The 24,207-nt window shown below is 56.4% G+C and carries 24 protein-coding genes and 7 tRNA genes; 21 read left to right on the top strand and 10 right to left on the bottom strand.

The genetic code is table 11. The features are described from left to right. The first annotated feature begins 10 nt into the window (after positions 1-10). The 3 genes from hemE (at position 11) to hemQ (ending at position 3,487) form a co-directional block, all read left to right on the top strand. Complete coding sequence (gene hemE, locus QKE19_RS04695) at positions 11-1,120, top strand: uroporphyrinogen decarboxylase (protein ID WP_284856837.1); 1,110 nt, start codon at positions 11-13, stop codon at positions 1,118-1,120. A gap of 105 nt (positions 1,121-1,225) precedes the next feature. Then, positions 1,226-2,704, top strand: a complete 1,479-nt coding sequence (hemG, locus tag QKE19_RS04690; RefSeq protein WP_049173033.1) for a protoporphyrinogen oxidase — start codon at positions 1,226-1,228, stop codon at positions 2,702-2,704. An 84-nt stretch (positions 2,705-2,788) separates the two neighbouring features. Then, positions 2,789-3,487 carry a hydrogen peroxide-dependent heme synthase gene (hemQ, locus tag QKE19_RS04685; RefSeq protein WP_049173031.1) on the top strand — a complete coding sequence of 233 codons (699 nt, stop codon included), beginning with the start codon at positions 2,789-2,791 and terminating at the stop codon, positions 3,485-3,487. Positions 3,488-3,578: 91 nt separating this feature from the next. Here the strand turns inward: hemQ and msrB are convergent, their stop codons facing one another. From msrB to QKE19_RS04670, 3 genes are all read right to left on the bottom strand, one after another. After that, positions 3,579-4,004 (bottom strand): peptide-methionine (R)-S-oxide reductase MsrB, encoded by a 426-nt coding sequence (gene msrB, locus QKE19_RS04680; protein ID WP_048733231.1) that lies wholly within the window; start codon positions 4,002-4,004, stop codon positions 3,579-3,581. After that, the gene (locus QKE19_RS04675) at positions 3,997-5,253 is read right to left on the bottom strand and encodes a glycosyltransferase family 87 protein (RefSeq protein WP_222865028.1); all 1,257 of its coding nucleotides are present in this window, start codon (positions 5,251-5,253) and stop codon (positions 3,997-3,999) included. Before QKE19_RS04675 ends, msrB begins: the two co-directional genes overlap by 8 nt. Before the next feature lie 143 nt (positions 5,254-5,396). Continuing rightward, complete coding sequence (locus QKE19_RS04670; protein ID WP_347890484.1) at positions 5,397-6,209, bottom strand: dihydrofolate reductase family protein; 813 nt, start codon at positions 6,207-6,209, stop codon at positions 5,397-5,399. Between the two features lie 103 nt (positions 6,210-6,312). On the opposite strand from QKE19_RS04670, the gene QKE19_RS04665 reads away from it, so the two are divergent. Continuing rightward, positions 6,313-6,810: a ferritin gene (locus QKE19_RS04665; RefSeq protein WP_070438323.1), complete on the top strand. Its 498-nt coding sequence runs from the start codon at positions 6,313-6,315 to the stop codon at positions 6,808-6,810. Between the two features lie 333 nt (positions 6,811-7,143). Here QKE19_RS04665 and QKE19_RS04660 read toward each other — a convergent pair. From QKE19_RS04660 to QKE19_RS04635, 6 genes are all read right to left on the bottom strand, one after another. Next, positions 7,144-7,216: transfer RNA gene (locus tag QKE19_RS04660), tRNA-Gly, on the bottom strand. A 30-nt stretch (positions 7,217-7,246) separates the two neighbouring features. Further along, a tRNA-Val gene (locus QKE19_RS04655) sits at positions 7,247-7,318 on the bottom strand. Between the two features lie 66 nt (positions 7,319-7,384). Continuing rightward, positions 7,385-7,457, bottom strand: a tRNA-Gly gene (locus QKE19_RS04650). A 27-nt stretch (positions 7,458-7,484) separates the two neighbouring features. Continuing rightward, positions 7,485-7,559 (bottom strand) — tRNA-Val (locus QKE19_RS04645). 32 nt (positions 7,560-7,591) lie between these two features. Continuing rightward, positions 7,592-7,662 (bottom strand) — tRNA-Cys (locus QKE19_RS04640). Positions 7,663-7,728: 66 nt separating this feature from the next. After that, positions 7,729-7,801: transfer RNA gene (locus QKE19_RS04635), tRNA-Gly, on the bottom strand. A 357-nt stretch (positions 7,802-8,158) separates the two neighbouring features. Here QKE19_RS04635 and QKE19_RS04630 point away from each other — a divergent pair. The 14 genes from QKE19_RS04630 (at position 8,159) to QKE19_RS04565 (ending at position 20,761) form a co-directional block, all read left to right on the top strand. Further along, positions 8,159-8,233: transfer RNA gene (locus QKE19_RS04630), tRNA-Val, on the top strand. 185 nt (positions 8,234-8,418) lie between these two features. Then, positions 8,419-9,009: a copper resistance CopC family protein gene (locus tag QKE19_RS04625; protein ID WP_040361738.1), complete on the top strand. Its 591-nt coding sequence runs from the start codon at positions 8,419-8,421 to the stop codon at positions 9,007-9,009. 4 nt (positions 9,010-9,013) lie between these two features. Continuing rightward, complete coding sequence (locus QKE19_RS04620) at positions 9,014-9,622, top strand: copper chaperone PCu(A)C (RefSeq protein ID WP_005511497.1); 609 nt, start codon at positions 9,014-9,016, stop codon at positions 9,620-9,622. A gap of 286 nt (positions 9,623-9,908) precedes the next feature. Then, a complete protein-coding gene (locus tag QKE19_RS04615) occupies positions 9,909-11,135 on the top strand; it encodes a Dyp-type peroxidase (RefSeq protein WP_040361740.1) in 1,227 nt (408 codons plus the stop codon). 159 nt (positions 11,136-11,294) lie between these two features. Then, positions 11,295-13,289 (top strand): threonine--tRNA ligase, encoded by a 1,995-nt coding sequence (thrS, locus tag QKE19_RS04610; RefSeq protein WP_222865026.1) that lies wholly within the window; start codon positions 11,295-11,297, stop codon positions 13,287-13,289. A 150-nt stretch (positions 13,290-13,439) separates the two neighbouring features. Continuing rightward, a complete protein-coding gene (locus QKE19_RS04605) occupies positions 13,440-14,075 on the top strand; it encodes an HIT domain-containing protein (protein WP_069358712.1) in 636 nt (211 codons plus the stop codon). Beyond that, entirely contained in the window at positions 14,069-14,770 is a 702-nt protein-coding gene (pgsA, locus tag QKE19_RS04600) for a phosphatidylinositol phosphate synthase (protein ID WP_048731329.1), read from the top strand. The genes QKE19_RS04605 and pgsA overlap by 7 nt, the downstream gene beginning before the upstream one ends. Before the next feature lie 11 nt (positions 14,771-14,781). Further along, entirely contained in the window at positions 14,782-15,684 is a 903-nt protein-coding gene (locus tag QKE19_RS04595; RefSeq protein ID WP_048731328.1) for a phosphatidylinositol mannoside acyltransferase, read from the top strand. Positions 15,685-15,686: 2 nt separating this feature from the next. Further along, positions 15,687-16,829 (top strand): glycosyltransferase family 4 protein, encoded by a 1,143-nt coding sequence (locus tag QKE19_RS04590; RefSeq protein ID WP_048731326.1) that lies wholly within the window; start codon positions 15,687-15,689, stop codon positions 16,827-16,829. A 53-nt stretch (positions 16,830-16,882) separates the two neighbouring features. Next, a complete protein-coding gene (locus QKE19_RS04585) occupies positions 16,883-17,386 on the top strand; it encodes an NUDIX hydrolase (protein ID WP_070438343.1) in 504 nt (167 codons plus the stop codon). A 139-nt stretch (positions 17,387-17,525) separates the two neighbouring features. Continuing rightward, positions 17,526-18,428 carry a pyridoxal 5'-phosphate synthase lyase subunit PdxS gene (gene pdxS, locus QKE19_RS04580; protein ID WP_005511452.1) on the top strand — a complete coding sequence of 301 codons (903 nt, stop codon included), beginning with the start codon at positions 17,526-17,528 and terminating at the stop codon, positions 18,426-18,428. Positions 18,429-18,430: 2 nt separating this feature from the next. Then, positions 18,431-19,309 carry an acyl-CoA thioesterase II gene (locus tag QKE19_RS04575; RefSeq protein WP_016422678.1) on the top strand — a complete coding sequence of 293 codons (879 nt, stop codon included), beginning with the start codon at positions 18,431-18,433 and terminating at the stop codon, positions 19,307-19,309. Beyond that, a complete protein-coding gene (pdxT, locus tag QKE19_RS04570; protein WP_347890483.1) occupies positions 19,309-19,929 on the top strand; it encodes a pyridoxal 5'-phosphate synthase glutaminase subunit PdxT in 621 nt (206 codons plus the stop codon). The genes QKE19_RS04575 and pdxT overlap by 1 nt, the downstream gene beginning before the upstream one ends. A 79-nt stretch (positions 19,930-20,008) precedes the next feature. Next, the gene (locus QKE19_RS04565) at positions 20,009-20,761 is read left to right on the top strand and encodes a YebC/PmpR family DNA-binding transcriptional regulator (protein ID WP_049172992.1); all 753 of its coding nucleotides are present in this window, start codon (positions 20,009-20,011) and stop codon (positions 20,759-20,761) included. 377 nt (positions 20,762-21,138) lie between these two features. On the opposite strand, the gene QKE19_RS04560 is transcribed toward QKE19_RS04565, so the two are convergent. Next, positions 21,139-21,603, bottom strand: coding sequence for a DUF3817 domain-containing protein (locus QKE19_RS04560; protein WP_049190796.1), 465 nt, complete (start codon positions 21,601-21,603; stop codon positions 21,139-21,141). 115 nt (positions 21,604-21,718) lie between these two features. Here QKE19_RS04560 and ruvC point away from each other — a divergent pair, with 115 nt between their 5' ends. From ruvC to ruvB, 3 genes are all read left to right on the top strand, one after another. Beyond that, entirely contained in the window at positions 21,719-22,276 is a 558-nt protein-coding gene (ruvC, locus tag QKE19_RS04555) for a crossover junction endodeoxyribonuclease RuvC (protein ID WP_048731311.1), read from the top strand. An 82-nt stretch (positions 22,277-22,358) separates the two neighbouring features. Further along, the gene (gene ruvA, locus QKE19_RS04550) at positions 22,359-22,979 is read left to right on the top strand and encodes a Holliday junction branch migration protein RuvA (RefSeq protein ID WP_048731308.1); all 621 of its coding nucleotides are present in this window, start codon (positions 22,359-22,361) and stop codon (positions 22,977-22,979) included. A 66-nt stretch (positions 22,980-23,045) separates the two neighbouring features. Next, positions 23,046-24,158: a Holliday junction branch migration DNA helicase RuvB gene (ruvB, locus tag QKE19_RS04545; RefSeq protein ID WP_049190793.1), complete on the top strand. Its 1,113-nt coding sequence runs from the start codon at positions 23,046-23,048 to the stop codon at positions 24,156-24,158. The last annotated feature ends 49 nt before the right edge of the window (positions 24,159-24,207 follow it).

Below are 24,207 nucleotides of genomic sequence, written 5' to 3'. Positions count from 1 at the left end.
TAAGTGGGGCATGATTGTCCGTATGAACAATCGTCGCACTTTGACTGATGCCCCGATTCTTGATGCAGCTTACGGTCGAACTCCTTCGCGCCGCCCGGTGTGGTTTATGCGGCAAGCTGGTCGTTCACTGCCTGAGTACCGTGAGGTGCGCAAGGACATCGGTATGTTGGACTCTTGCTTCCGCCCGGAACTGCTCGCTGAGATTACTATGCAGCCGGTACGTAGGCACGACGTTGATGCTGCGATTCTTTTTTCCGATATCGTCGTGCCGCTGAAGGCTGCGGGTGTCAACCTGGATATTGTTCCTGGCCGCGGTCCAGTAATGGATACTCCGGTGCGCTCGGAAGCAGACATCAAGGCTCTACCGGAAGTCACGGAAGAGCAACTCGCTCCGGTGGCCGAGGGTATCGGCCTCATTCTGCAAGAGCTGAATGATACCCAGGCACTCATTGGTTTCGCCGGTGCACCGTTCACCTTGGCGTCGTACCTGATTGAAGGCGGTCCATCCCGCAATCACGAGCGCACTAAGGCGCTGATGCACTCGGACCCTGAATTGTGGGATCACCTGATGCAGAGAATCACTCCGATGGTGATTGCTTTCCTGCGCGCGCAGATTGGCGCTGGTGTGGACGCTATTCAGCTCTTCGACTCCTGGGCTGGCTATCTCACCGAGCGTGATTACCGCCGCTTTGTGTTGCCGTACTCGAAGGAAATCTTCCAGGCTGTCGCCGACGCCGGCATTCCGCGCATCCACTTCGGTGTGGGCACCGGCGAGCTTCTCGGTGCGATGGCTGAAGCCGGCCCAGAAGTCATGGGCGTCGACTGGCGCGTGCCACTGGACGTTGCTGCCAACCGCATTCGTGCCACGCTTTCCGACGTTCACCGAGGCGCAGACCCGGCGGAAAACAGCCTTGCATTGCAGGGCAACCTTGACCCGGCGATTCTCTTTGCCGGTGAAGATGCAATGACCCAAGAGATTCAGCGCATCTGCTCTGAGGCGGACCGTGCAATTAAGCGTGGTGACGCCCGTGGACATATCTTCAACTTGGGTCACGGGGTGCTACCGAATACCGATGCCGACGCGATTACGCGCGCCGTTGAGATCATTCACGCAACATAAAAGCCGACGCAACAGGCGTGTAAAACACGCACTAGCTAATTTCCTACAAGTCTTATCGACCGTGCCCGCTCGAGGCGCGGGCATAGAGAAAGCGTACGAAATACCGTGGTTGCACAACCTTCTACCATTGCCGTCATAGGTGGCGGTATCTCCGGCCTGAGCGCAGCGTATGAGTTGCGTAAAAAGCTCGGACCCGCCGCAAGAATAATTGTCATCGAGTCCAGTGCACAGGTCGGCGGCAAGCTGAAGACTCGACCAGGAGCTAACGGCCCTCTCGAAGCGGGCGCTGAGGCGTACCTGGCGTTCCGTCACGATGCCACCGATTTTTTCAAGGAACTCGGGTTGGCAGATCAGCTAGTCGCCCCTTCGGGGCTGCCTTCCAAGCTCTACATTGGCGGTGAACTCAAGGACCTTCCGCGTAACACGGTCACCGGTATTCCAGGAAGTTCAGAAGGGTTGGGCTACCTCCTCAGCGAGGCCACCCTCGCCAAGATTGATGCCGAGTCGAACCCCGAGCTCACTCCAGCCTTGCACTGGGTACTGGGTGACGACATGAATGTCGGCCAGCTGGTCGCGGCGCGGCTCGGTGAGGAAGTCGTTGACCGCATCGTCTCCCCGCTGCTCGGGGGCGTCTACTCAACCACCGCATACGATCTGGGTCTGCGTGCGACCATCCCACAGCTGGCGGCAGCGCTTGATGAAATGGCTAGTGTCGGTGACCATGTCAGCCTCACCGGCGCTGTCCAGCGCGTTCTGGAAGCACGTAAGGAGGCGCAGCAGGCGCGTCTGAGTAGTGAGGCTGCGACAGATTCGACGAAGACGAAGCGACCGGTGGTCTTCCAAACGTTCCGCGATGGCTTCGAGGTTCTCTACAACACGCTTGTCGACGAATCGGGAGCCGAACTCCTCTTGTCGACGAAGGCTACTGGTCTGCGCCAGCATGACAACGGCTTTGAGGTGACAGTGGAACTGCCGTCGGAAAGCGGCACGAGCATTAGCACTATCGACGTCGACGGTGTTGTCGTGGCGGCACCTTCTGCAACCACATCGGAGCTGTTGAGCAATCTTGCGCCAGAGGCGGCCGAGCTCATTGGTGGGGTAGACACGTCGAACTCGGCGGTGGTCGGTATGTGTTTCGACTCGTCGGAAGGACTGCCGGAGATCAACGGCGTGTTGTGCGAGATTGGTGCTGACCTGTCCGCGAAAGCTTTTACAGTGTCGTCCCGGAAGTGGCCACATATTGGTGAGCGCTACGGTGCCGTTGTGAGGGCAAGCTTCGGCCGTTTTGATGATGACTCGCACGTGCATCGTAGCGACGAGGACCTCATCGCCAGGGCAAAAGCAGATTTGGCTAAGGCGACTGGCTTTGATGCCGAACCGACAGCGGTTTTCGTCCAGCGTTGGTGGGCGGGGATTCCACGCTTCGATATGGGGCATGGAGGCCTGATGGATTTTGCTCGCCAGGATTTGGCCGAGGTGCCTAAGCTTGCAGCAACAGGGGCGTGGCTCAGTGGCCCGGGCATTCCGGAATGTATCTCCAACGCCAAGGCTGCGGCCAGCAAGATTGCTGCGGAGCTGGCATAAAGCTGCGAGATTGGTGCTGAGTACGAAACTGGCGCTGACCCATCGTTTTTAAACAAACCTTTCAACCGAACTAGGAGACAACTAATGACCAAGCTCGATTTCAAGAAGCTCAACGACACCATCCGCTACACCATGTGGTCTGCCTTCAAGGTGACCCCAGGTGCACTCGGTGATAACCGCGAAGAGGCAGTGGCTAAGACCAAGGAATTCCTGGCTCGTTACGAAGACACTGATCTGATCATCCGTGGTTTCTACGATGTTTCGGCCATGCGTGCTGAAGCCGACTTCATGTTCTGGATCCACGCAGAGAAGCTGGAAGACCTGCAGGCGTTCTACAACGCCTTCCTGCGCGAGACTCCGCTGGGCAAGGCATCCACTCCGCACTGGTCGAACGCTGCGCTGCACCGTCCAGCTGAGTTCAACAAGTCGCACCTGCCGTCGTTCATCATGGGTGAAGAGCCGGGACGATGGATTGCGGTTTACCCCTTCGTTCGTTCCTACGACTGGTACCTGCTGGAGCCGACCGAGCGACGCCGCATCCTTGCTGAACACGGTATGGCCGGTCGTGACTACCCGGATGTGCGCGCCAATACTGTCCCGGCGTTCGCACTCGGTGACTACGAGTGGATCCTTGCATTCGAGGGGCCGGAGCTCGACCGCATTGTGGACTTGATGTGGAAGATGCGTTACACCGAGGCTCGTCTGCACGTCCGCGAAGAGATTCCGTTCCACACGGGACGTCGCGTCGATGACATCGCAGAGATCATCAACGTTCTGCCGTAGCTCACGCAATCAACGAGAGAATCAGCAGCGCCGCTGGTCAAGCCCCGTTAACTGACGGGATTTTGACCAGCGGCGCTGCTTCTCTATCTAGTTATTCAGCCGTCTTGTCCGGTTCGAGCGTGAGTGAAATTGAATTGATGCAATAACGCAGGTCGGTCGGAGTATTGTATCCCTCACCCTCAAAGACGTGGCCGAGGTGAGACTTGCAACGACTGCACAGCACTTCGGTACGGACCATACCGAGGCTGGTGTCTCGGCGCTCAATAATCCGGTCTCCAGCTAGTGGAGAGAAGAAGGATGGCCAACCGCAGTGAGAGTCGAACTTCTCGTTCGACCGAAACAGCTCGTAACCACAGGCCCGGCAGCGGTAGACACCTTGAGTCTTGGTATCGGTGTACTCACCGGTGAAGGCGCGTTCAGTACCTGCCTGACGCAAAACCTGGTACTCCGCGGCACTGAGGCGTTCGCGCCATTCTTCTTCGCTCAGATTCCAGTCTTCGCTATGCGAATCAACCATTCTGAATAGCCTCCTCAGACTTGAGATCAGATTCCTGATTAGACTTCCTGCCTGCTATCTTCCAGTCGCTCAGCCAGCTGAAGCCGGATGCAAAGCTACGCCCATTGACGGCATCCACAATCGTCATTCGAATGAGTGCTGCCGTGATGGAGAGAATAAGAACGGCCCATCCAATACCGCCGATTGCAACCGTGAACCACGGGAAAAAGAGGTCATCTTCATCAATCCACCAATTGGCGTAGAAGAAACAGAGTACGACTCCGAGTCCTGCGCCCCAATTCAACATGACTGTCGAACCAATATTTCCTTCATTGTCGCGAGCCAAAACCAATGGGCGAAGCACGGTGAGAACCATTGGCAAGAGCGTCATCGAGTAGTACTGCTGGCCCAGGCTGGAAAGGAAGAACGCGCCGGTGAAGAGAACTCCGGAAGTCGTAGCAATCCAGAATTTCTCATCCCTTTCGAGCCAGCGAAGAAGGAGCACGACGGATACCAAGACGAAAATGCCGAAAAAGATCTGCCACAGCAAAATCAGGGTCGGATGGGCACCTAGCCAAACAAGCTGTCCAGTCAGTGAAGCATTTGCAAAGTCACGGACAACTCCCAGGTAGGGGACGGTGATATCTAGGTAGTCACGTGGTTGGACCATGAGCGGCCACGCAATGACATTGGCTGCAATTACCACTCCGATACTGGTCAGTACCGTAGAGAACTGCCTGCGCATGAACGGTAGGAACAGCATTGGCAAGAAAACAGGTTTAATGGTGATTGCGATACCGATGATCAGGCCGGCCAGGATATTGCGCCGCTCGGTCAGAGCAATAAAAAACAGCACTAATGCAAGGAAGAGTGAACCGTTGACGTTCGTAAAATCAAGGGTGTTGGTAACGGGTTCCGTGAGGTAGAGCAGTGCTATCGACGCTGGAATGATGGGGCCAGAGCGCGCAATACCAAGCCACCTCAGCAGCAATACAATTGCCGCAATGATTGCAGCTGACTGAAACACCGCAAACCAGATTCGGCCCGATTCAAGCGAGCCGAACAAATCAATCGGGGCTAAAAGTAGGGTAGCGCCTGGGGAATACAGATAGTGCGGATCGGCTGTTACGTAGTCTTCCGAATAAACGGGTACCTGCGATACGAATCGATTAATTGCCGACCAGACGGTCGTAAAGTCATCTGTGCCAGAAACGTCTTTCGGCAAAACCCAGGTGCGGTGAAAAATCACCACAGCTGCGATAGGCCACAAGAAAGCGCTGAGTCCTCGCGACACGTGCCGAGACAGAGGGCGTGGAGCCACCGAATTTGTCTCTGGCGTGTCCTTGGACGTTTGCGTTAATGCCGTTGCGCTTGCGCTCACGTCGATTTTTGGTTTACTCACAATACTCCACCCTACTGGGTGAAGCTGCGGGAATAGCGTAGGAAGATGTGTGAGTCGGAACGTAGGATATCCCGCACTTCAAAAGCCTGCGGGTTCGTCGAGTTCGAGTCCTCATCAGGGTCGTTCTCGCCGAAAGTCAGGGGGCCGTTACCCACCCACATCGGCGACAATGTCAGGAACAGTTCGTCGACGCACCCCTTTTTGAATGCTTCTCGATACATCGTCGATCCACCCTCTACGACAATGTCCCGATACCCATGTTCAGCCAGCCACATTAACGCCGCTTTTACCGAGGGGTTAGGGAACTTAACGACGCGAGCCCCGGCCGACTCCATCTTTTTAGCTTTGTTCTTGTGAGCGGCTCTTGCCTCTTCATCATTAAAAGCATCTTTAGTCGGGGTGAAGATTATCGGAGGATTGACTTCTGCATTCGCGAAAAAGTCAGATTTTATATCTAAATCCAACGAGCGCGAAAGTGTGGACATCGCCACGTGCTCGGAGCGACCTAGCTTCTGTCGAACGGCCTCTAGGTACTCCGGTATCTCAACTGGCCCGTACCCCTCGGACGCAATGGTGCCTGTACCAACGAAAACGACGTCGGCAAGCGCGCGAAGCGTGTTGAAAACCGTGGCATCGGTGTCGTTGCCAAGCTGGCCAGAGGTGCCTTCGACGGCGCCGCGTCCGTCCAAGCTGGTGACGGCGATGGCCGTGACGGTGGAGGTGTTGTGAGACACCGCCGCTGTATCATGTGTCGTTTGCGCAGGTCGAGAAAGAAACTGCAGAATTTCGTCGGTCGATGGGCTTACGGAGGTGAGTGTAGCCATACCGCCGAGGTTAAGCCGACGATTGCAGAATAGGCAAGGCCTGGCTTATAAGGGAAGTATTATAATCGTTGTCATTTATAAGGATTGGACTTATAGTAGGGGCATGCGACTAACAGATACTCTTGAGAAGGCATTCAACGACCAGATCACTATGGAGCTCACCGCTTCCCACGTCTACCGCCAGCTGGCAATCGAACTGGACCTGCTGGATTTCTCCGGCATGGCAGAGTGGATGCGTGCACAGGCGGATGAGGAAGTTGATCACGCGAACCAGTTCATCGCACACCTCGATGCTCGCGACAACCACCCGCAGATTGGTGCTGTCGACGCACCGGAGGTGAAGGTCACTTCCGCAATCGATGCATTCCGCATTGCTCTCGAGCATGAAGAGAAGGTTTCGGCATCTATCCGTAACCTCCGCAAGCTTGCTGATAGCGAGGGTGATCTCGACTCCCGCCCGCTGCTGGACAGCTTCGTGGTTGAGCAGATTGAGGAAGAGGACACCGTGCGTGGCATCATCGGTCGCCTGGAGATTGTTGGCGACAACGGTGCTGGCCTGCTGCGTATCGACCGGGAGCTTGGCGCTCGCGACGCAGCTTAATATCGAGCTCGGTTCACAGTTTCGATAGAAATGACCGCCCTGGGGCTAACTGCCTAGGGCGGTCATTTCTATTTAGCTGGGGTATCAATTGATGGGCTTGGCGTCCAGCCAAACCGAAATTCGGGGAGCTGTCATGGGCTGACCGTCCATAGCATTTAGACGAGCGAGCTGCTCAGCAAAGCTCGCCGAATTGGAAAACCTGCCAGCCGAGACGCCCGCCGGACAATATTTTTCCTGCTAAACCCGGGGGAGCGGTAGGACTCGATGAAATTGGTTGCCTAACAAAGGTTAAACGAAAACTCCCTCCCGGATACCCGGAAGGGAGTTGGTCTGAGCGGATGACGGGACTCGAACCCGCGACCCTAACCTTGGCAAGGTTATGCGCTACCAGCTGCGCTACATCCGCAAATACGTTCGCCCATAAGGGCTTACGCGGTGCGCGATACTAGGATTGAACTAGTGACCTCTTCCGTGTCAGGGAAGCGCTCTCCCACTGAGCTAATCGCGCTGGGGTAAAAGCTATATAGAAGCTTTCAAGCGCAACCCCCTTCCAGGAGAAGGGGGTTTTGCACTGAGCGGATGACGGGACTCGAACCCGCGACCCTAACCTTGGCAAGGTTATGCGCTACCAGCTGCGCTACATCCGCAAATACGCTCGCCCATAAGGGCTTACGTGGTGCGCGATACTGGGATTGAACCAGTGACCTCTTCCGTGTCAGGGAAGCGCTCTCCCGCTGAGCTAAACGCGCATTACATCGAAACCGGTAAGGAATCTCTGCTGAGGTGGAAACGGGAATCGAACCCGTGTACACGGCTTTGCAGGCCGTTGCCTCGCCACTCGGCCATTCCACCGTGAGGCTGCCGCCTCAGTGGTTGCCTCGAAGTTATACCACAGAGCTTAACTTCTTGAGAAACCAGAGCGGATGACGGGACTCGAACCCGCGACCCTAACCTTGGCAAGGTTATGCGCTACCAGCTGCGCTACATCCGCATCACGTTGCAAGGAGAGCGAAGGAGAATCTCAATTGCTCTCTTGCGGTGCGAAAGATACTTTAGCGTGCTTGTGCGATTGATTACAAATTACCAGGTGAACATCTGTATTGTGCCTGTGGGCGTAGGGCTAAAGACCAACCTTTGATGCCTCTGAATCGCAACGATGTCATTTATTCGCTTTCGTGGGTTGGTTACTGGGGGCTATCGAGTCGCTATCGTCATGGAGTTCCATCGGTGGGGTAATAAATCGTCGAACTGCGCAATCGCAAACGCAATGCAACCCAATTAGGGAAACTTCCAAAACGCGTGCTAACTTATTCCGCAGAGCAGCAAAGGCTTAGTGCTTTTCTGTCCGAGTCCCATAGCTCAGTGGAAGAGCGTTCCGTTCACACCGGAAAGGTCGCTGGTTCGAACCCAGTTGGGACTACCATTTAAAACCCCGGTCGACGCATCGTATAAAAACTGCGCGGCCGGGGTTTTGCTGTGTGACCTGAACTATATTCGTCCCTCTCGGGAACTTTTCTGGACTACCATCCGACAATAGGTATAAGGGCAGCGGTCAGACTACTGCTGTTCTTCTCGAACTGTCCCGCTTAAAGGAGTTGAACTGTTCTAGTGAGTCCCCGGGTCGCTTCAGGCGAAACGTTTCGGTTCTCAAAGTCGGGTTTCCGGCGTGCAGTAGCCGCCGCTGCGACGCTTGTAGTCTTTGCAGGCGCGTCAGTTATTAATGCTGGCCCCGCGCATGCTCACGATTCCGTGCTGTCGTCTAACCCAGGCGACAAGCAGGTTCTCGATGAATTTCCGCACCACGTTTCTCTCAAGTTCTCCGGCAACCCCAAGAACAATTTCAACACCGTTGCAATTAGTGATGCAGATGCCAAGGAAGTCCTGTACTCCCACGAGCCAGAGGTAGTGGGTAATGAGGTCTCTTTGGATATCCCTGAGGATATTAATCCAGGCCCTGGTAACTACATCATTGGTTTCCAAATCACCTCCTCTGATGGTCACTCCACCCGAGGAAAGACCTCTTTCTCAGTGGCTGATCCGGATGCTGCTGGCGCAGCCGAAGCTGGGGCAGAATCTCGTCAGACCGGTGCGCACGCCGAGGAAACGAAGTCAATACCGCTATGGGCTTATGGCCTCGGTGGTGGACTCATCGTCATCATCGCCGCTGTCGTCATCGTTATTAATCGAAAGGCAAAATAGACACATGAAGCTCAATCGCACTGCAACTGCACTGATCGCTGGTTCCGCAGCCCTGACCCTTGCTCTGGCAGGTTGCTCGTCCGACGATAACACTGCTGCTGAGGTGACTGAGTCCGCAACCTCCGCTGCGACCGAGGCTACTTCTGAGATGGAGAAGAGTGATGCTGCTGTGCAGCTGGCCGATGCCTACATCAAGGAAAAGCCGGCTGACAAGGGCATGACCGCCATCTTCGGTACGCTGACCAACAACACCGATAAGGACATCAAGGTTTCCTCCTTCAAGCTTGAGGGGCTGAAGGAAGGCACGAAGTTCGAGCAGCACGACACCAAGGACGGCAAGATGTTCGAGGTGCCGGAAGGTTTGACGATTCCGGCTAATGGCGAACTCGTTCTCGAACCGGGTAGTACCCACTTCATGATTATGGACAATGATGAAGCTATGGATGTGGGAGCTGAGTACAAGCTCGTCATTGAGCTTTCCGACGGCTCTAGCATTACCCAGGACGTCGAGGTTCGTGTCCAGCCAGCAGGTGAAGAGGACTACGGTAATGACGGTGACCTGAACAACCCAGAGCACATGGGCGGCGGTGAGATGGATCACTCGGGCCACTAATTTTTGTGACAAGTTGGCCAAGCAATCGCTCGTCGTAAAGCGGGCGTGAGCTCAGGTACGTCGAGGAATTGACTAGCTGAATCTAATGGTGGCAGAAGCGCTGGAGTTGGCAGGTTATTGCAGCATATGCAACGAACTCCGGCGCTTTTCTTTTTCCGAAAAAGGTTTTCGATACGGTCGAATTGGATAGGCCAGTGGTTGCGTTGAAGCTATTAAAAAATTGGCGGATTCCCAGCCACCTCATGTGCTCCAGTTCGAAGTAATCAGAAAGGTAAGAGTGCACAACATGTCCGAAGGCTTTTCCAGAAGACGTTTTCTTGGCGGGCTCGGCACCGCCGCAGGAGCCTCAGCGCTCGCCCTGGGGGCACCGGAAGCCCAGGCGATTGGGTTGGAACGTCCACAGGAAGAGCCGCCGAAACCGCCTTTGCAGACAGCAACCGTACCTTTTGATGGCGCTCACCAGGCGGGGATTGCGACGCCCGCACAGGCGAATCTATGGCTAATAGCCTTCAACGTGAAGAAGGGGGTCGATCGCAATCGCCTCCAAAACCTCATGCGTGCCTGGACGGATGACGCCCGCCGAATGACAGCCGGCAAGGCTACTCGAACGGACTTGGAGCCTGAGCTCATGGGGAGTCCGGCAAATCTGACTATCACAGTTGGATATGGGGAGAATTTCTTCACAATCATCGATAGGGAAGACCAGAAGCCTGAGTGGCTGGGAGATCTGCCAAAGTACGTTAACGATGAGCTCCGCCCGGAGTGGAACGGCGGAGACCTGTGCCTGCAGATTTGTGCGGACGACCCAGTAATGGTCTCCCATGCGGCCCGAATGATGATCCGAAATGCAGGTTCTTATTTGGATGTTCACTGGGTGCAAGCTGGTTTCCAGCACGCCAATGGTTCTACGCAGGAAGGCGAGACCCCGCGCAATCTCTTCGGTCAGAAGGACGGTACGGTCAACCCGCGCACTCGTGAAGAATTCGACAAGCAGGTGTGGATTGATAGTGGTCCGGATTGGTTGCGGGGCGGTACAGCGATGGTTGTCCGCCGTATCGAAATGGATATTCCAGGCTGGGATGTGTTGGACCGCGAAAGCCGCACTGTTATTACCGGCCGAGATATCGGCACCGGCGCGCCAATTGGAGGTAAGGACGAGTTTGAGACCGTCGACCTGGCGAAGACTGATGAATATGGTCTGCCTCTGACGGATCCGAACAGCCATGTTGCGCTGTCAATGCCTCCGAAAGAGAAACCTAATCAGCGGATTCTGCGACGGGTCTACAACTATGACCTGCCACCGGAACCGAATGGTCGATTCGAGACCAACACCGGCCTGGTATTCATTTGTTTCCAGAAGGACCCGTTGGAGCAGTTCAATCCGATTCAAGAGCGGCTGTCCAAGAACGACCGTCTCAATCAGTGGATTTTCCACATTGGATCCGCCGTGTTTGTTATGCCACGAGGAACTTCTGAGGAGGAGTACTGGGCCCAGGACCTTTTCGAGGCCTGAGTTTTGACCGTGCGGTAAAGTGTGTGAACGACTGACGAAGGTCACCAGGTATGTGATTTTCGAAGACACTTTGAAAAGGAGTACACGCACGCCGTGTCAGAAGAATTTGCAACCCCAGCACCGTTTTCCGTGCCCGCAGGAGTTTCTGCGGGCGAGGCGATGAGAGACCTGGGTTTCCCGAACAAGGGCGTTGACGCCATCGTTTGTGTCCGCGACCCTGAAGGCAATTTGAAGGATCTGTCCTTTAAGCCAGAAGTGGAAACCGTCTTCGAGCCCGTTCCGGCGAATACTCCGGACGGTCGCGATGTCATCCGCCACTCTGCGACTCACGTGATGGCTCAGGCCGTGCAGTTGGAGTTCCCTGGGACGAAGCTGGGCATTGGCCCTGCCATCGACAATGGTTTCTACTACGACTTCCGTGTCGATGAGCCTTTCTCGCCGGAGGATCTCAAGCGCATCGAAAAGCGTATGAAGAAGATCATCAAGTCTGGTCAGCGATTCGAGCGCTTCGCGTTCGAGTCTGCCGATCAGGCGCAGGAAGCGCTTGCCGACGAGCCGTATAAGCTCGAGCTGATTGTTGAAAAGTCGGCCGGCAAGGTGTCCGAAGATGATGAGGCCAATGTCGACGTCGGTGGTGCAGGTACGACCTTGACCGGCTACCGCAACGTCAATCCGCGTACTGGCGAGACCGAGTGGTTTGATCTTTGCCGCGGCCCGCACGTGCCGACCACCCGCTACATCCCTGCTTTTAAGATCACGCGTTCTTCCGCTGCGTACTGGCGGGGTGACCAATCTCGAGATAACCTGCAGCGTGTTTACGGCACTGCGTGGGAGTCCAAGGAAGCGTTAGACGAGTACCTCGACCGCATGCTCGAGGCTGAGAAGCGCGATCACCGCCGTTTGGGCTCCGAGCTGGATTTGTTCAGCTTCCCGGATGAGATTGGTTCTGGTTTCCCGGTATTCCATGTCAAGGGTGGCATCATCCGCAACGAGATGGAGCAGCACTCCCGTCGCCGTCATATCGAAGCGGGCTATGACTTTGTGAACACGCCGCACGTAACTAAGGGTGACTTGTTCAAGAAGTCTGGTCACCTGGACTTCTACGCGGATGGCATGTTCCCGCCGATGCAGCTCGACGGCGAATATGACGAACACGGCAACTGCACCAAGGCTCCGCAGGACTACTACGTCAAGCCGATGAACTGCCCGATGCACAACCTCATTTTCGCATCGCGTGGTCGCAGCTACCGTGAACTTCCGATTCGTATGTTCGAGTTCGGCACCGTCTACCGCTACGAGAAATCAGGCGTTATCCACGGTCTTACCCGAGCCCGTGGCTTTACGCAGGACGATGCCCACATCTACTGCACCGAGGATCAGCTGGAAGAAGAGCTCACTAATGTCCTCGACTTCATCATTTCGCTTCTGCGTGACTACGGCCTGGATGACTTCTACCTGGAGCTGTCTACGAAGGACGAAAAGAAGTTCGTCGGCTCGGATGAAATTTGGGAGAAGTCCACAGCTATTCTCCAGCGCGTTGCCGATGCTTCTGGCCTCGAGCTCGTTCCTGATCCGGGCGGAGCCGCTTTCTATGGTCCGAAGATTTCCGTCCAAGCCCGCGATGCCATCGGCCGTACTTGGCAGATGTCGACGGTACAGCTCGACTTCAACCTGCCGGAGCGCTTCGAGCTCGAGTACACCGCACCTGACGGAACCAAGAAGCGCCCGATTATGATTCACCGTGCGCTTTTCGGCTCCATCGAACGTTTCTTTGGCGTCCTATTGGAGCACTACGCAGGTGCTTTCCCGGCTTGGCTGGCTCCGGAACAGGTTGTTGGTATTCCGGTTGCGGATGACTGTATCCCACACCTGGAGGACTTTGCTGCACAGCTGAAGTCTCGTGGCATCCGCGTCCACGTGGATACGTCCGATGACCGCATGCAGAAGAAGATTCGCAACCACACCCAGGCCAAGGTTCCGTTCATGATTCTGGCTGGTGCCCGCGACATTGAGGCAGGTGCCGTCAGCTTCCGGTTCCTCGATGGCACCCAGATTAACGGGGTGGCAGTTGAGAAGGCTGTGGACATCATCTGTGATTGGGTTGCTTCGCGGAATAACGAACAGCCGAACAAGGAGAATGTCTCTGCTCTCTAGAGGTCGTTAACGCTCTCTAATTCGACCGCGTTGTTTTAACTGGTGAACCACGCGTGGTAATCCAAAGAAGTTAACCGCGAGGTCGTAAACTACAGCAGAGAAATATATGTGGTCGGGGCTCGAATGGGTCCCGGCCACGCAACGAAGGGGATGGCAGTGAATCAGTCGGGAAGTGAAGAGTTGCCTCCGCAGCAGCAGGGCAATGCCGGCCAGCAGAAATCGTCTGATGGCGTATACGTCGACAGCGGTTACGGCGAACCGGATCGGCTCACGCGCTTATGGGCACCGTACCGGCTGGATTACATCGTCAAGCGTGGTGTGCATAACTCCAAGCCATCCCGTAACCCCTTCGTTGATTTGCCGAAGCAAAGCGATGAGGAAGCACTCATTATCGCTCGCGGCGAGTGGGTGTACGCCGTTTTGAATCTGTTCCCGTACAACCCAGGGCACCTCATGGTGGTTCCATATCGCGAAGTCGCCAACCTTGAGGACTTGACCGACGAAGAAACAGCCGAGATGATGCGATTTGCCAAGCATGCGGTTCGTACTCTCAAATCGGTTTCGCGTCCGCACGCCGTCAATGTAGGTTTCAACTTGGGCAAGGCCTCCGGCGGTTCGGTCGCCGATCACCTGCATATGCACGTCGTACCGCGCTGGTCGGGTGACAGCAATTTTATGACCGTGATCGATGGCACCAAAGTGTTACCGCAGGCTCTTCGTCAGACTCGCGAGTTGCTTGCCGACGGCTGGCGTGCCCTTAATCAAGAGGATGGGGCAGCATGCTGAGTGTCCGTGGCAGGGCTCCAATCCGCCCAGTAGTTGAACCGATTGCCGCTGCACTTTTGCGGGTCGGCATTAGCCCGAACACGGTCACCCTGGTGGGAACGGTAGTTTCCGTTCTGCTTGCGGTAATCCTGATTCCTACCAACCATCTTTTCGCAGCTGCGGTGTCAATCGCTATTTTCACTGCTTTTGACCTGCTCGATGGCACGATGGCCAGACTGCGAGGGCGGGGAACGAAATACGGAGCGACGCTGGATGCTTCCTGTGACCGTATTACGGATGCTGCACTGTTCGGGGCGATAGCGTATTGGGTGGTGTATCACCATGGCGCGGATTCAGTGCTGCTCATTCTGACACTGATTACCATGGGATCGTCCCAGGTCATTTCCTACGTTAAGGCTCGCGCAGAGGCTAGCGGCCTCAAGGTCAACGGTGGTCTCGTCGAACGTGCGGAGCGCCTGATTATCGGTCTAATTGGCGTCGGGCTCCAGGGGCTTGGCGTGGACTATGCCCTCTACGTCGCGATGTGGCTCCTGGCGATTGGGTCGGTATTCACCGTCGTTCAGCGCTTGTACATGGTGGCTAAGCAGCCAGGAGCGTTGGATCCCATCGCCCCGCCAGAAGGTGCAGCTGATAGTTCATCTATCAACCCTGACTCTGCTACGAAGTCCACGGGTTCGGCTGATTCCAACAACTAAAGGAGGATACGATGACTAGTTTCTTCCTGCCTCGCTCGAAAGATGATTTCGTTGCGCTCGGCTATATGGCCGGGTGGAAGATTTTTGGTCTGCTGCCGGAACGCGTGGCCTACCGCATCGGCAACATAGCCGCCGATCGTGTAGCAGCAAATCCAGCGACTACCCGCCAGCTTCGCAAGAACCTGGCTCGCGTTATGGGCTGTCCGCCTGAGGAAGTGCCGCAAGGTCTTATTCGGGCTTCCATGCGTTCCTATCTACGCTATTGGGTGGAGGCATTCCGGTTGCCCTCCATCGCGTCGCCAGAGTTGGCAGACACGGTCGAATCCACCAGCGATGGGCTCGAACGAGTTGCTGAGGCCCTCGAGGCCGGAGATTCCATCGTCATCCCACTGCCGCATTCTGGTAACTGGGATATGGCAGGTATGTGGCTCGTTTCCCGCCATGGTCGGTTCAGTACCGTGGCGGAACGGCTGAAGCCAGAGGTACTTTACGACGCTTTCGTGGAGTACCGCGAATCCCTCGGATTCCACATTCTCCCGCTTACCGGTGGCAAACCCGCGATGCCGGAACTGCAGAAGCGATTGGAAGAAGGTGGCGTTGTGTGCCTGCTGTCTGATCGTGACTTCGGCGGCCACGGGGTCCCGGTCACTTTTTTCGGCGAGCAGACGACAATGCCGGTCGGTGCAGCAAAGCTGGCACAGGACACGGGCGCTCGGCTTATGCCCGCGGGCCTGTCCTACACGCGCGATGGTTGGCGTTTTGTAGCGCATCCATTCGTGCCGACTGAGGGGCGCGATCTACCTGACATTGTCCAGGACATCGCTACTGTTTTTGAATCTGATATTGCCCAGCATCCAGCGGATTGGCACATGATGCAGCCACTGTGGCCGGCGGATAAGAAGAGGTCAAAGTAGCCGTGCGAATCGGAATGGTGTGCCCGTACTCGTTCGATGTCCCAGGAGGGGTTCAAGCTCACGCGATTGACTTGTGTGAGGAGTTTATCCGTCGCGGCCACGAGGTCAGTCTTATCGGCCCAGCTAGCGCGCAGGCGGACGTGCCGGATTTCGTTGTTCGAGGTGGTGCCGCCATCCCGATTCCGTATAACGGCTCGGTCGCTCGGCTATCTTTTGGTCCCCGCACCAGCCGTCGAGTCCGCACATGGATTGAGGAGGGTAGCTTCGACATTCTTCATATCCATGAGCCGAATTCGCCCAGTTTTTCAATGCTGTCGTTAGTAAACTCGGTCGGGCCGATTGTCGCGACCTATCACTCTGCGGCGACGGACTCCCTAGCATTGAAGTTGGCCACGCCATTTTTGCGGAAGTACCTTGAACGCATTCGGGGAGGCATCGCTGTCTCGGAAGTGGCTCGTCGCTGGCAGGTTGAGCAACTCGGCGGCGACCCGGTTCTCATTCCCAATGGTGTCCGTGTTGGAGATTTCGAGTCCTGCCCGGCCGCCTCATCGTTGCCTGAGATTCCGCCACGGCGTGAAGGGGTCTATCGGCTTGTCTTCCTCGGACGCTTCGACGAATCTCGTAAGGGCTTTGACGTCTTGCTCGACGCGTTGCCAACAATACGTGCGGAGATTCCACAGCTTGAGGTCTGTGTCGTTGGTGATGGTGATATCGCGGCAGCTCGTCGTAAAGCGGGCAGAAACGCAGATGTCCTGCATTTCGTCGGCAGACTGTCGGAGGATGCTAAGGCGTCAATACTCGCCGATGCGGATGCGTACATTGCCCCGCAGCGTGGTGGGGAGAGTTTCGGCATCGTGCTGGTAGAGGCGATGGCGGCGGGTGCGCCGGTGATCTCCAGCGACATCGATGCGTTCAAACTCGTGCTTGACGACGGCCATTACGGGCTTCACTTTGAAAACGGTAACTCCGCAGACCTTGCGGATGCAGTCGTACGCCTTTTGACGCAGCCAAAGTTGGGGGAGGAGCTTCGCGCACTCGGGCATAAGCGGGCTTGGGAGTATGACTGGTCGCAGGTCGCCGACGGCGTTCTGCGTGTGTACGATACGGTGCGCATGGATGGCGAAAAGGTCGTCATTGCGCCATAGAGATTTCCGTCGTGGCAGCTGATTAAACGCAGCGGAGTGAAAGTGGGTTTTCGGTGGACGTAACCGTTCCAATCTGGGTCGTTGTCCTAGTCATTGCGCTGATTGTCGTACTCGTTGGCGGTTTGGTGGCTTCATCGACAGCGACGCGTTTGAACCGTATGCACATTCGCACGGACTTGGCGCGTTCTTCACTGGAAGCGGCGTTGGGGCGAAGGGCCGCAGTCGCTCGTGCCGCCTACCCGGAACTCGCCGGCGTAGTGACGAAGGTGGAAGCCACACCACTTAGAGCCAACAACACTGGACAGCGCGCAGACGTGGAAAACGAACTGACTAGGAAAATTGTGGCGCTCTATGAGGAACAGCCCGTGGACCGAACGATGGCAATTGAGCTTTCTGACGCCCACACGCGGCTCGAGCTCGCACGCCGTTTCTACAATGATGCGGTGACGGATACGAAAGCACTGCGAGCCAGGCCGCTAGTGCGCGCGCTGCGGCTGGCGGGCACTGCACCTGAACCGGAATATTTCGATGTTGCAGATGGACTGACAACTGCTTAATTGTGGGAAAATTCGCTGTTGTGCTGGAAGTTCGCCGTGTTTTGTGACTCAATGAACAGCACTGTCTAGTTCAGGCGTTATAGTGTTAAACGACTACAAACGGTCACATTCACCAGTTTTATTAGGGAAGTAGGGTTCGTTGAGCACGGTTGAGAACAACTCCGGGCAGGGCACCGCACGCGTGAAGCGCGGTTTCGCTGAGATGATGAAGGGCGGCGTCATTATGGACGTCGTTACGCCGGAGCAGGCCAAGATCGCTGAGGATGCCGGCGCAACTGCCGTGATGGCGCTGGAGCGTGTCCCCGCCGATATTCGCGCAGAGGGTGGCGTGTCGCGTATGTCCGACCCGGACATGATCGAGGGCATTATCAATGCCGTCTCCATCCCGGTTATGGCCAAGGCCCGTATCGGCCACTTTGTTGAGGCACAGGTTCTGCAGTCCCTCGGTGTTGACTTCATTGACGAGTCCGAGGTTCTGACCCCGGCCGATTACTCGAACCACATCGACAAGTTCGACTTCACCGTGCCGTTCGTCTGTGGTGCGACCAACCTGGGTGAGGCTCTGCGCCGCATCAACGAGGGCGCTGCCATGATTCGCTCCAAGGGCGAGGCCGGTACCGGTGATGTCTCCAACGCTGTGACACACATGCGCACCATCCGCGCTGAGATTAACCGTCTGCGTTCTATGGCTCCGGACGAGCTCTACGTTGCCGCCAAGGAGCTGCAGGCACCGTACGAGCTGGTACGCGAGGTCGCTGAGACCGGTAAGTTGCCAGTCGTGCTGTTCACCGCAGGTGGCATTGCAACTCCGGCTGATGCTGCAATGATGATGCAGCTCGGTGCTGAGGGGGTCTTTGTTGGTTCCGGTATCTTCAAGTCCGGTGATCCGGAGAAGCGCGCCAAGGCTATCGTCCAGGCAACCCAGCACTACGATGATCCGAAGGTCATCGCCGATGTCTCCCGCGGTCTCGGCGAGGCAATGGTCGGCATCAACGTCGACGAGATTCCGCAGCCGCACCGACTCGCTGAGCGTGGCTGGTAAAAATGGCTAACATCCGCGAGGTATTAGATTTGGAGCAGATTGACCGGGACATTTTCCGTGGCCCAGTCATTAAGTCAATCCTGCAGCGCACTTTCGGTGGCCAAGTTGCCGGCCAGTCCCTCGTCGCGGCGACGCGCACGGTGGGTAATACCTTCGCGGTGAACTCCCTCCACGCCTACTTTGTAGGCCCGGGCCGCCCCCATATCCCGACGGTGTACATGGTCAAGCGTATTCGCGATGGACGGTCTTTCTGCCACCGCTCCGTCGAAGCTGTGCAAGATGGCCGTACGATTTTCGTAATGCAGGTCAGCTTCCACCGTAAGGGGGATGAGGGACTCGAGCACTCTGACGTGATGCGCAAGGTGCCAGATCCTGAAGATGTGGTCACCGACACCTCTGAGATGACGAACACACGTCGTCTACTAATGCGCGAGTGGGCGGACTGGGATATCCGGGTAGTGCCGGATGATCAGTTCGAACACAACAAGTACACCCCGTCCCAGCAGCTGGTGTGGTTCCGGTGCAAGGATCGCCTGCCGGATAACGAGACCTTCCACGTCTGCACGCTGGCGTACATGTCGGATATGACTTTGCTGTCATCGGCACTCGTTCCGCATCCAGGTGTTGAGGTCCAGGAAGCCAGCCTCGACCACGCGATGTGGTTTATGCGTCCGTTCCGTGCGGATGAGTGGCTGCTCTACGATCAGATTTCGCCATCGGCGCACGCGGGTCGCGCATTGACTCACGGTCGCATCTTTAACCAAAAGGGCGAGCTCGTGGCCGTCGTCACGCAGGAAGGGCTGACCCGAAGCCTGGCTCCGGGGGTCGAGCCCGTGCCAGTGGCGACGAACTTCGATGCTCGCAGTGAGAACCTAGATTAATGACACAGGAAACAATCGGTATCCTCGCTCTTCAGGGTAACGTTGCCGAACACGGATATGTGCTTGACCAGCTCGGTGTCCCGCACCGAAAGGTGCGCTTGCCGCGCGACCTGGAGGGACTTTGCGGCCTAATCTTGCCCGGCGGCGAGTCCACGACCATGAGCAAGTTGATGGTCTTCAATGAGCTTGAAGATCCGCTGCGGGAAGCCCTCCGCGATGGGCTTCCGGCATATGGCACCTGCGCAGGCATGATTTTGCTTGCCGACGAAGTGCTCGATACCCGTGCGGATGCCGTTAGCCTGGGAGCGATTGACATCACGGTCCGTCGTAACGCATTTGGCCGGCAAGTGGATTCTTTCGAAACTGACTTGGATATTCCGCAGCTGGCGATTAGCGGTGACCAGCCGCCTGTGCACGCTGCCTTTATTCGCGCTCCGTGGGTCGAGCGTGTCGGTGATGATGTTGAGGTGCTAGCGCGGGTGCCAGAATCGGCTGGAGAGACCGCAGGTACAGTGGTCGGAGTACGGCAGGGGGCTGCGATGGCCACCAGCTTTCACCCGGAGTCGACGGGGGAGACGCGGCTCCACGAGTTCTTTTTGCGAGAGCTTGTCGGCATTTAAATCCCCGGTTTGTATAATGAACACCTGACGAATTCCCATCTACATGGGTATTGACGAGAGGATTGGTAGGAACTAGCACATGGCGGGTCATTCAAAATGGGCAACCACAAAGCACAAGAAGGCTGCTAATGACGCCAAGCGCGCCAAAGAGTGGGCAAAGATGATCAAGAACATCGAGGTCGCGGCTCGTACCGGTGGCGGTGATCCTGCTGGTAACCCCACCCTCGATGACATGATTAAGAAGGCCAAGAAGGCCTCGGTTCCCAACGACAACATTGAGCGTGCCCGCAAGCGTGGTTCCGGCGAGGAGTCCGGCGGTGCTGACTGGGAGACCATCGTCTACGAAGGTTACGCACCTGGCGGCGTCGCTTTGATTGTGGAGTGCCTGACTGATAACCGTAACCGTGCTGCTTCTGATGTGCGCTCGGCGTTCAACAAGAACAACGGCAACATGGCAGACAACGGCGCCGTGGCTTATTTGTTCGAAAAGAAGGGTGTCGTCGAGCTGCCGAAGGGCGAGCTGACCGAGGATGACCTGCTCATGGCGGTTCTCGATGCCGGTGCAGAGGAGGTCAACGACCTGGGCGAAAAGTTCGAGGTTGTCTCCGCCTTTACCGATCTGATGAATGTCCGCACCGCTCTTGTCGACGCTGAGATGGAGTACGACTCCGCAGATCAGGACTACCGCGCTTCTACCACGGTGGCTCTCGATGCTGACGGTGCACGCAAGCTCTTCCGTCTGATTGACGCTCTCGAAGAGTCCGACGACGTGCAGAATGTCTACTCGAACGCCGACATCAGTGACGAGGTTATCGCCGAACTCGACGACTAGGCGTTTGCTTGGCGACGGTTCCGCTGACCGGCTTCCCGGCGTTAAAGGGTGCCCGTGCAGGGTAGTCCGCAGCGCTGAATTGCGCGGCGAGCTGGTGTGAATGGAAGATCCCCATCGGAGAATCGTCCGATGGGGATTTTTGGGGAAAAATTACGGGGCTGCGCGTGTGAATACGGGCTGCAAATGTGAAACTGTGCGAGTTTATGTCACTTCCAGACGATTTTTCAGGTCATTTTTGTCATAAACGCAGTCAGTAACTCGCATTGGGGTAAGTAGCGAAGGGTGTCCGCCCGCCGACGCACCGGTCGACACGCCAGACGGACACACTTTTGCCAATAAACCCGATTTTGGTTTCTGAAAGTTTTAGTAGAACCGTTTTAAGAGAACCACTGAGTCGGAGGTCCCGCCATCAGCAACAGTGTGAAGACCACGGCGAGAACAATCAGGATGACGAATGCCGAGATAAACGGGCGGCGAATAATCATCGCGAGTGCCCACTCGAAAATGCCCTGTGGCTCCTCGGATTCGTCGGTAAAGCGCCAGGGCCGATCCAAAAGGCCTGCCTTCAGTGTGTTTCGTTCAAACGGATAGGTTGCGAATGGAATGATAGAAGAGGCGAGGCCGATGACACCGCGGCCAAAGCTCCACTGCTGGTTGATCCACACCATGATGGTGGTGACTACGTAGCACAGGAACGTAAAACCGTGGATGCCGCCGAAGATGGTGGTGGCGATGTCAGTGACTTTGAACAGGTACTTCAGTGCCAGCCCCAAGAGCAGCAGAGCCCACGTGACCATTTCAGCTGCAGCGAGAACGCCGTAGAGCTTCTTCGGTGAATTCATGGTGTTAAACCTATCAGAACCAACGGTTGGTACCCCGTGTAGCTACGATACAAACAGCTGTTCGAAATGTGGTATTAGTGGAGAGGTGAATTATCGAGCTGGATCTCTGCGGGTGATGGGTATCGACCCTGGCCTTACTCGTTGTGGTCTCTCCATTGCGGAAGGTGCTCAGGGCAGGAAAGTCATTCCCATTGCGGTGGGGGTCGCCCGCACACCAACCACGGCATCGTTGGAAGATCGTCTTCTACGGCTTTCCAATGCCGTGGAGCAGTGGATGGATGAGTACGAGCCGGACGTGGTTGCGATGGAACGGGTATTCGAGCGCGGCAACGTGTCCACCGTAATGCAGACTGCGCACGCGGTTGGTGTCCTTGTCCTCGCTGCGGCGAGACGCGGTTTGGAAGTGCATATGTACACGCCGTCGGAGGTAAAGAAGGCGCTTACCGGCAACGGTCGGGCTGATAAGAAGCAGATGACCATGATGGTGACGAGAATCCTCGGGTTGGAAACTCCGCCAAAACCTGCGGACGCAGCGGATGCGTTGGCCATCGCTATCTGCCACTGTTGGCGTGGTCCGGTTCTGCAACGCCAGCGCGACACCTTGGCTGCGCTTGCTAAGCAACACGAGGAGCGGGAGTTGGAGCTTTCTCGCCGTGAGAATCCCTCGCGGTAGGGGAGCCTGCTAGAGCACACTTGTGAGTTCGGCGTTTATCGCGGTGTCTTTAGGGAAGCCGTAGTGAAAGGAATTGTGAGAAGTGATTGCATCTCTACGCGGTGAGGTTATCGATCTCGGTGCGGACTATTGCGTTATCGAGTGCGGTGGTGTCGGGCATTTGGTCACCATTACGGGCAGGTTAGCTTCTCAGTTGGTGAGGCATGAGCAGACTTTCATGTTGACCACAATGGCGGTTCGTGAAGATGCGATAACGCTTTTTGGTTTTGCCAACTCGCAGGAACGTGAGATGTTTGCGCTCTTGCGCACTGTCTCGACAGTGGGGCCAAAAGTAGCGATGTCTGTTCTATCGGTACTGTCGCCGGCCGAGATTGCCAATGCGGTTGCCTCAAAGAATGCCAAGGCCCTCCAGGCGGCTAACGGCGTCGGCAAGCGATTGGCGGAGCGCCTGTTGGTTGAGTTGAAGGATAAGGTCGAGGTTTTCGCGGATAGGGCGGTATCCCAGCCGGAGGAAGCTGCAAGCGGAGCAGCGCCTGGCATTGTTTTGAAGGCAGATCTGGATCAGGTCGTTGGTGCTTTGGTCGGGCTTGGGTTCCCGGAAGCTGATGCGAATGAGGCAGCGGAGACTGTTGTTCGGATTGATCCGACCTTGGATACATCAATGGCGCTGAAGGCGGCGCTAAAGACATTGGGCGAAAAGTAAATCCAGGTCGAGGACCTGCAGCTACATTGATGATGAAAAATGGCAGTGCACTAGGATGAGGGGACTATGAGCGATATCGAGCGCACGGAGTTTAACGTGTCGGGCAATCCCTTCAGGGACTCTTTAGATGGAGCAGCCAACGACCATTTTGGCGGTGGGGGAAATGGTGCACAACGTGATGTCGATGCCCGCGCTCAGGTCGAGGAAGTCGATGCGGAATCGAACCTGCGACCAAAGTCGTTAGGGGAGTTTATCGGCCAACCCAAGGTCCGCGAGCAGCTGGATTTGGTGCTCTCCGGGGCACGGGGACGAAATGTGACTCCGGACCACATTCTGCTGTCGGGACCTCCCGGCCTGGGTAAGACCACCATGGCCATGATTATTGCGCAGGAGATGGGGTCCTCCCTGCGAATGACGTCCGGTCCGGCGCTTATTCGCGCTGGCGATTTGGCAGCAATGCTGTCGAACCTGCTCGAGGGCGATGTACTATTCATTGACGAGATCCACCGCATTGCCAGGCCCGTGGAGGAAATGCTCTACATGGCAATGGAAGATTTCCGTATTGATGTCATCGTGGGAAAGGGGCCTGGAGCTACGTCAATTCCACTCGAGATTCCACCTTTTACGCTGGTAGGCGCAACGACGCGCTCGGGTATGCTGACTGGCCCACTGCGTGACCGTTTCGGTTTTACTGCGCAGATGGAGTTCTACGAGGTCGAGGATCTGACAAAGGTGGTTACCCGTGCCGCTGGGATCCTCGGGGTGGATATCAGCCCTGAGGCTGCAGTGGAGATTGCCTCGCGTTCGCGAGGTACGCCGCGAATTGCCAACCGTCTACTGCGTCGCGTTCGCGATTTCGCAGATGTTCACTCCGGTGGCGTTATTGATCTTGGTGCGGCCAAGGCGGCGTTGATTGTCTTCGATGTCGATGAGCTTGGGCTGGACCGCTTGGACCGCGCAGTGCTGACTGCCCTGGTCAAGGGGCACGGTGGCGGCCCGGTGGGCGTGAATTCCCTGGCGTTGGCAGTCGGTGAGGAGCCCTCGACTGTGGAAGAAGTGTGCGAGCCCTACCTGGTCCGTGCCGGGATGATTGCGCGTACATCGCGCGGACGCGTGGCAACTGCCCGAGCATGGCGGCACTTGGGGTTGCAGCCGCCGGAGGGAACTATCGGAGAATAGCTTTCTCATCGACCCGGCCGGGGCAGTGTGGAATTGCTAGCTGGCAATT

The organism is Corynebacterium sp. c8Ua_99 (assembly GCF_039907185.1).
Lineage (GTDB): Bacteria > Actinomycetota > Actinomycetes > Mycobacteriales > Mycobacteriaceae > Corynebacterium > Corynebacterium jeikeium_D.
Note: the sequence above shows the minus strand (reverse complement) of the source record. Positions and strands in the feature narration are given on the sequence as shown.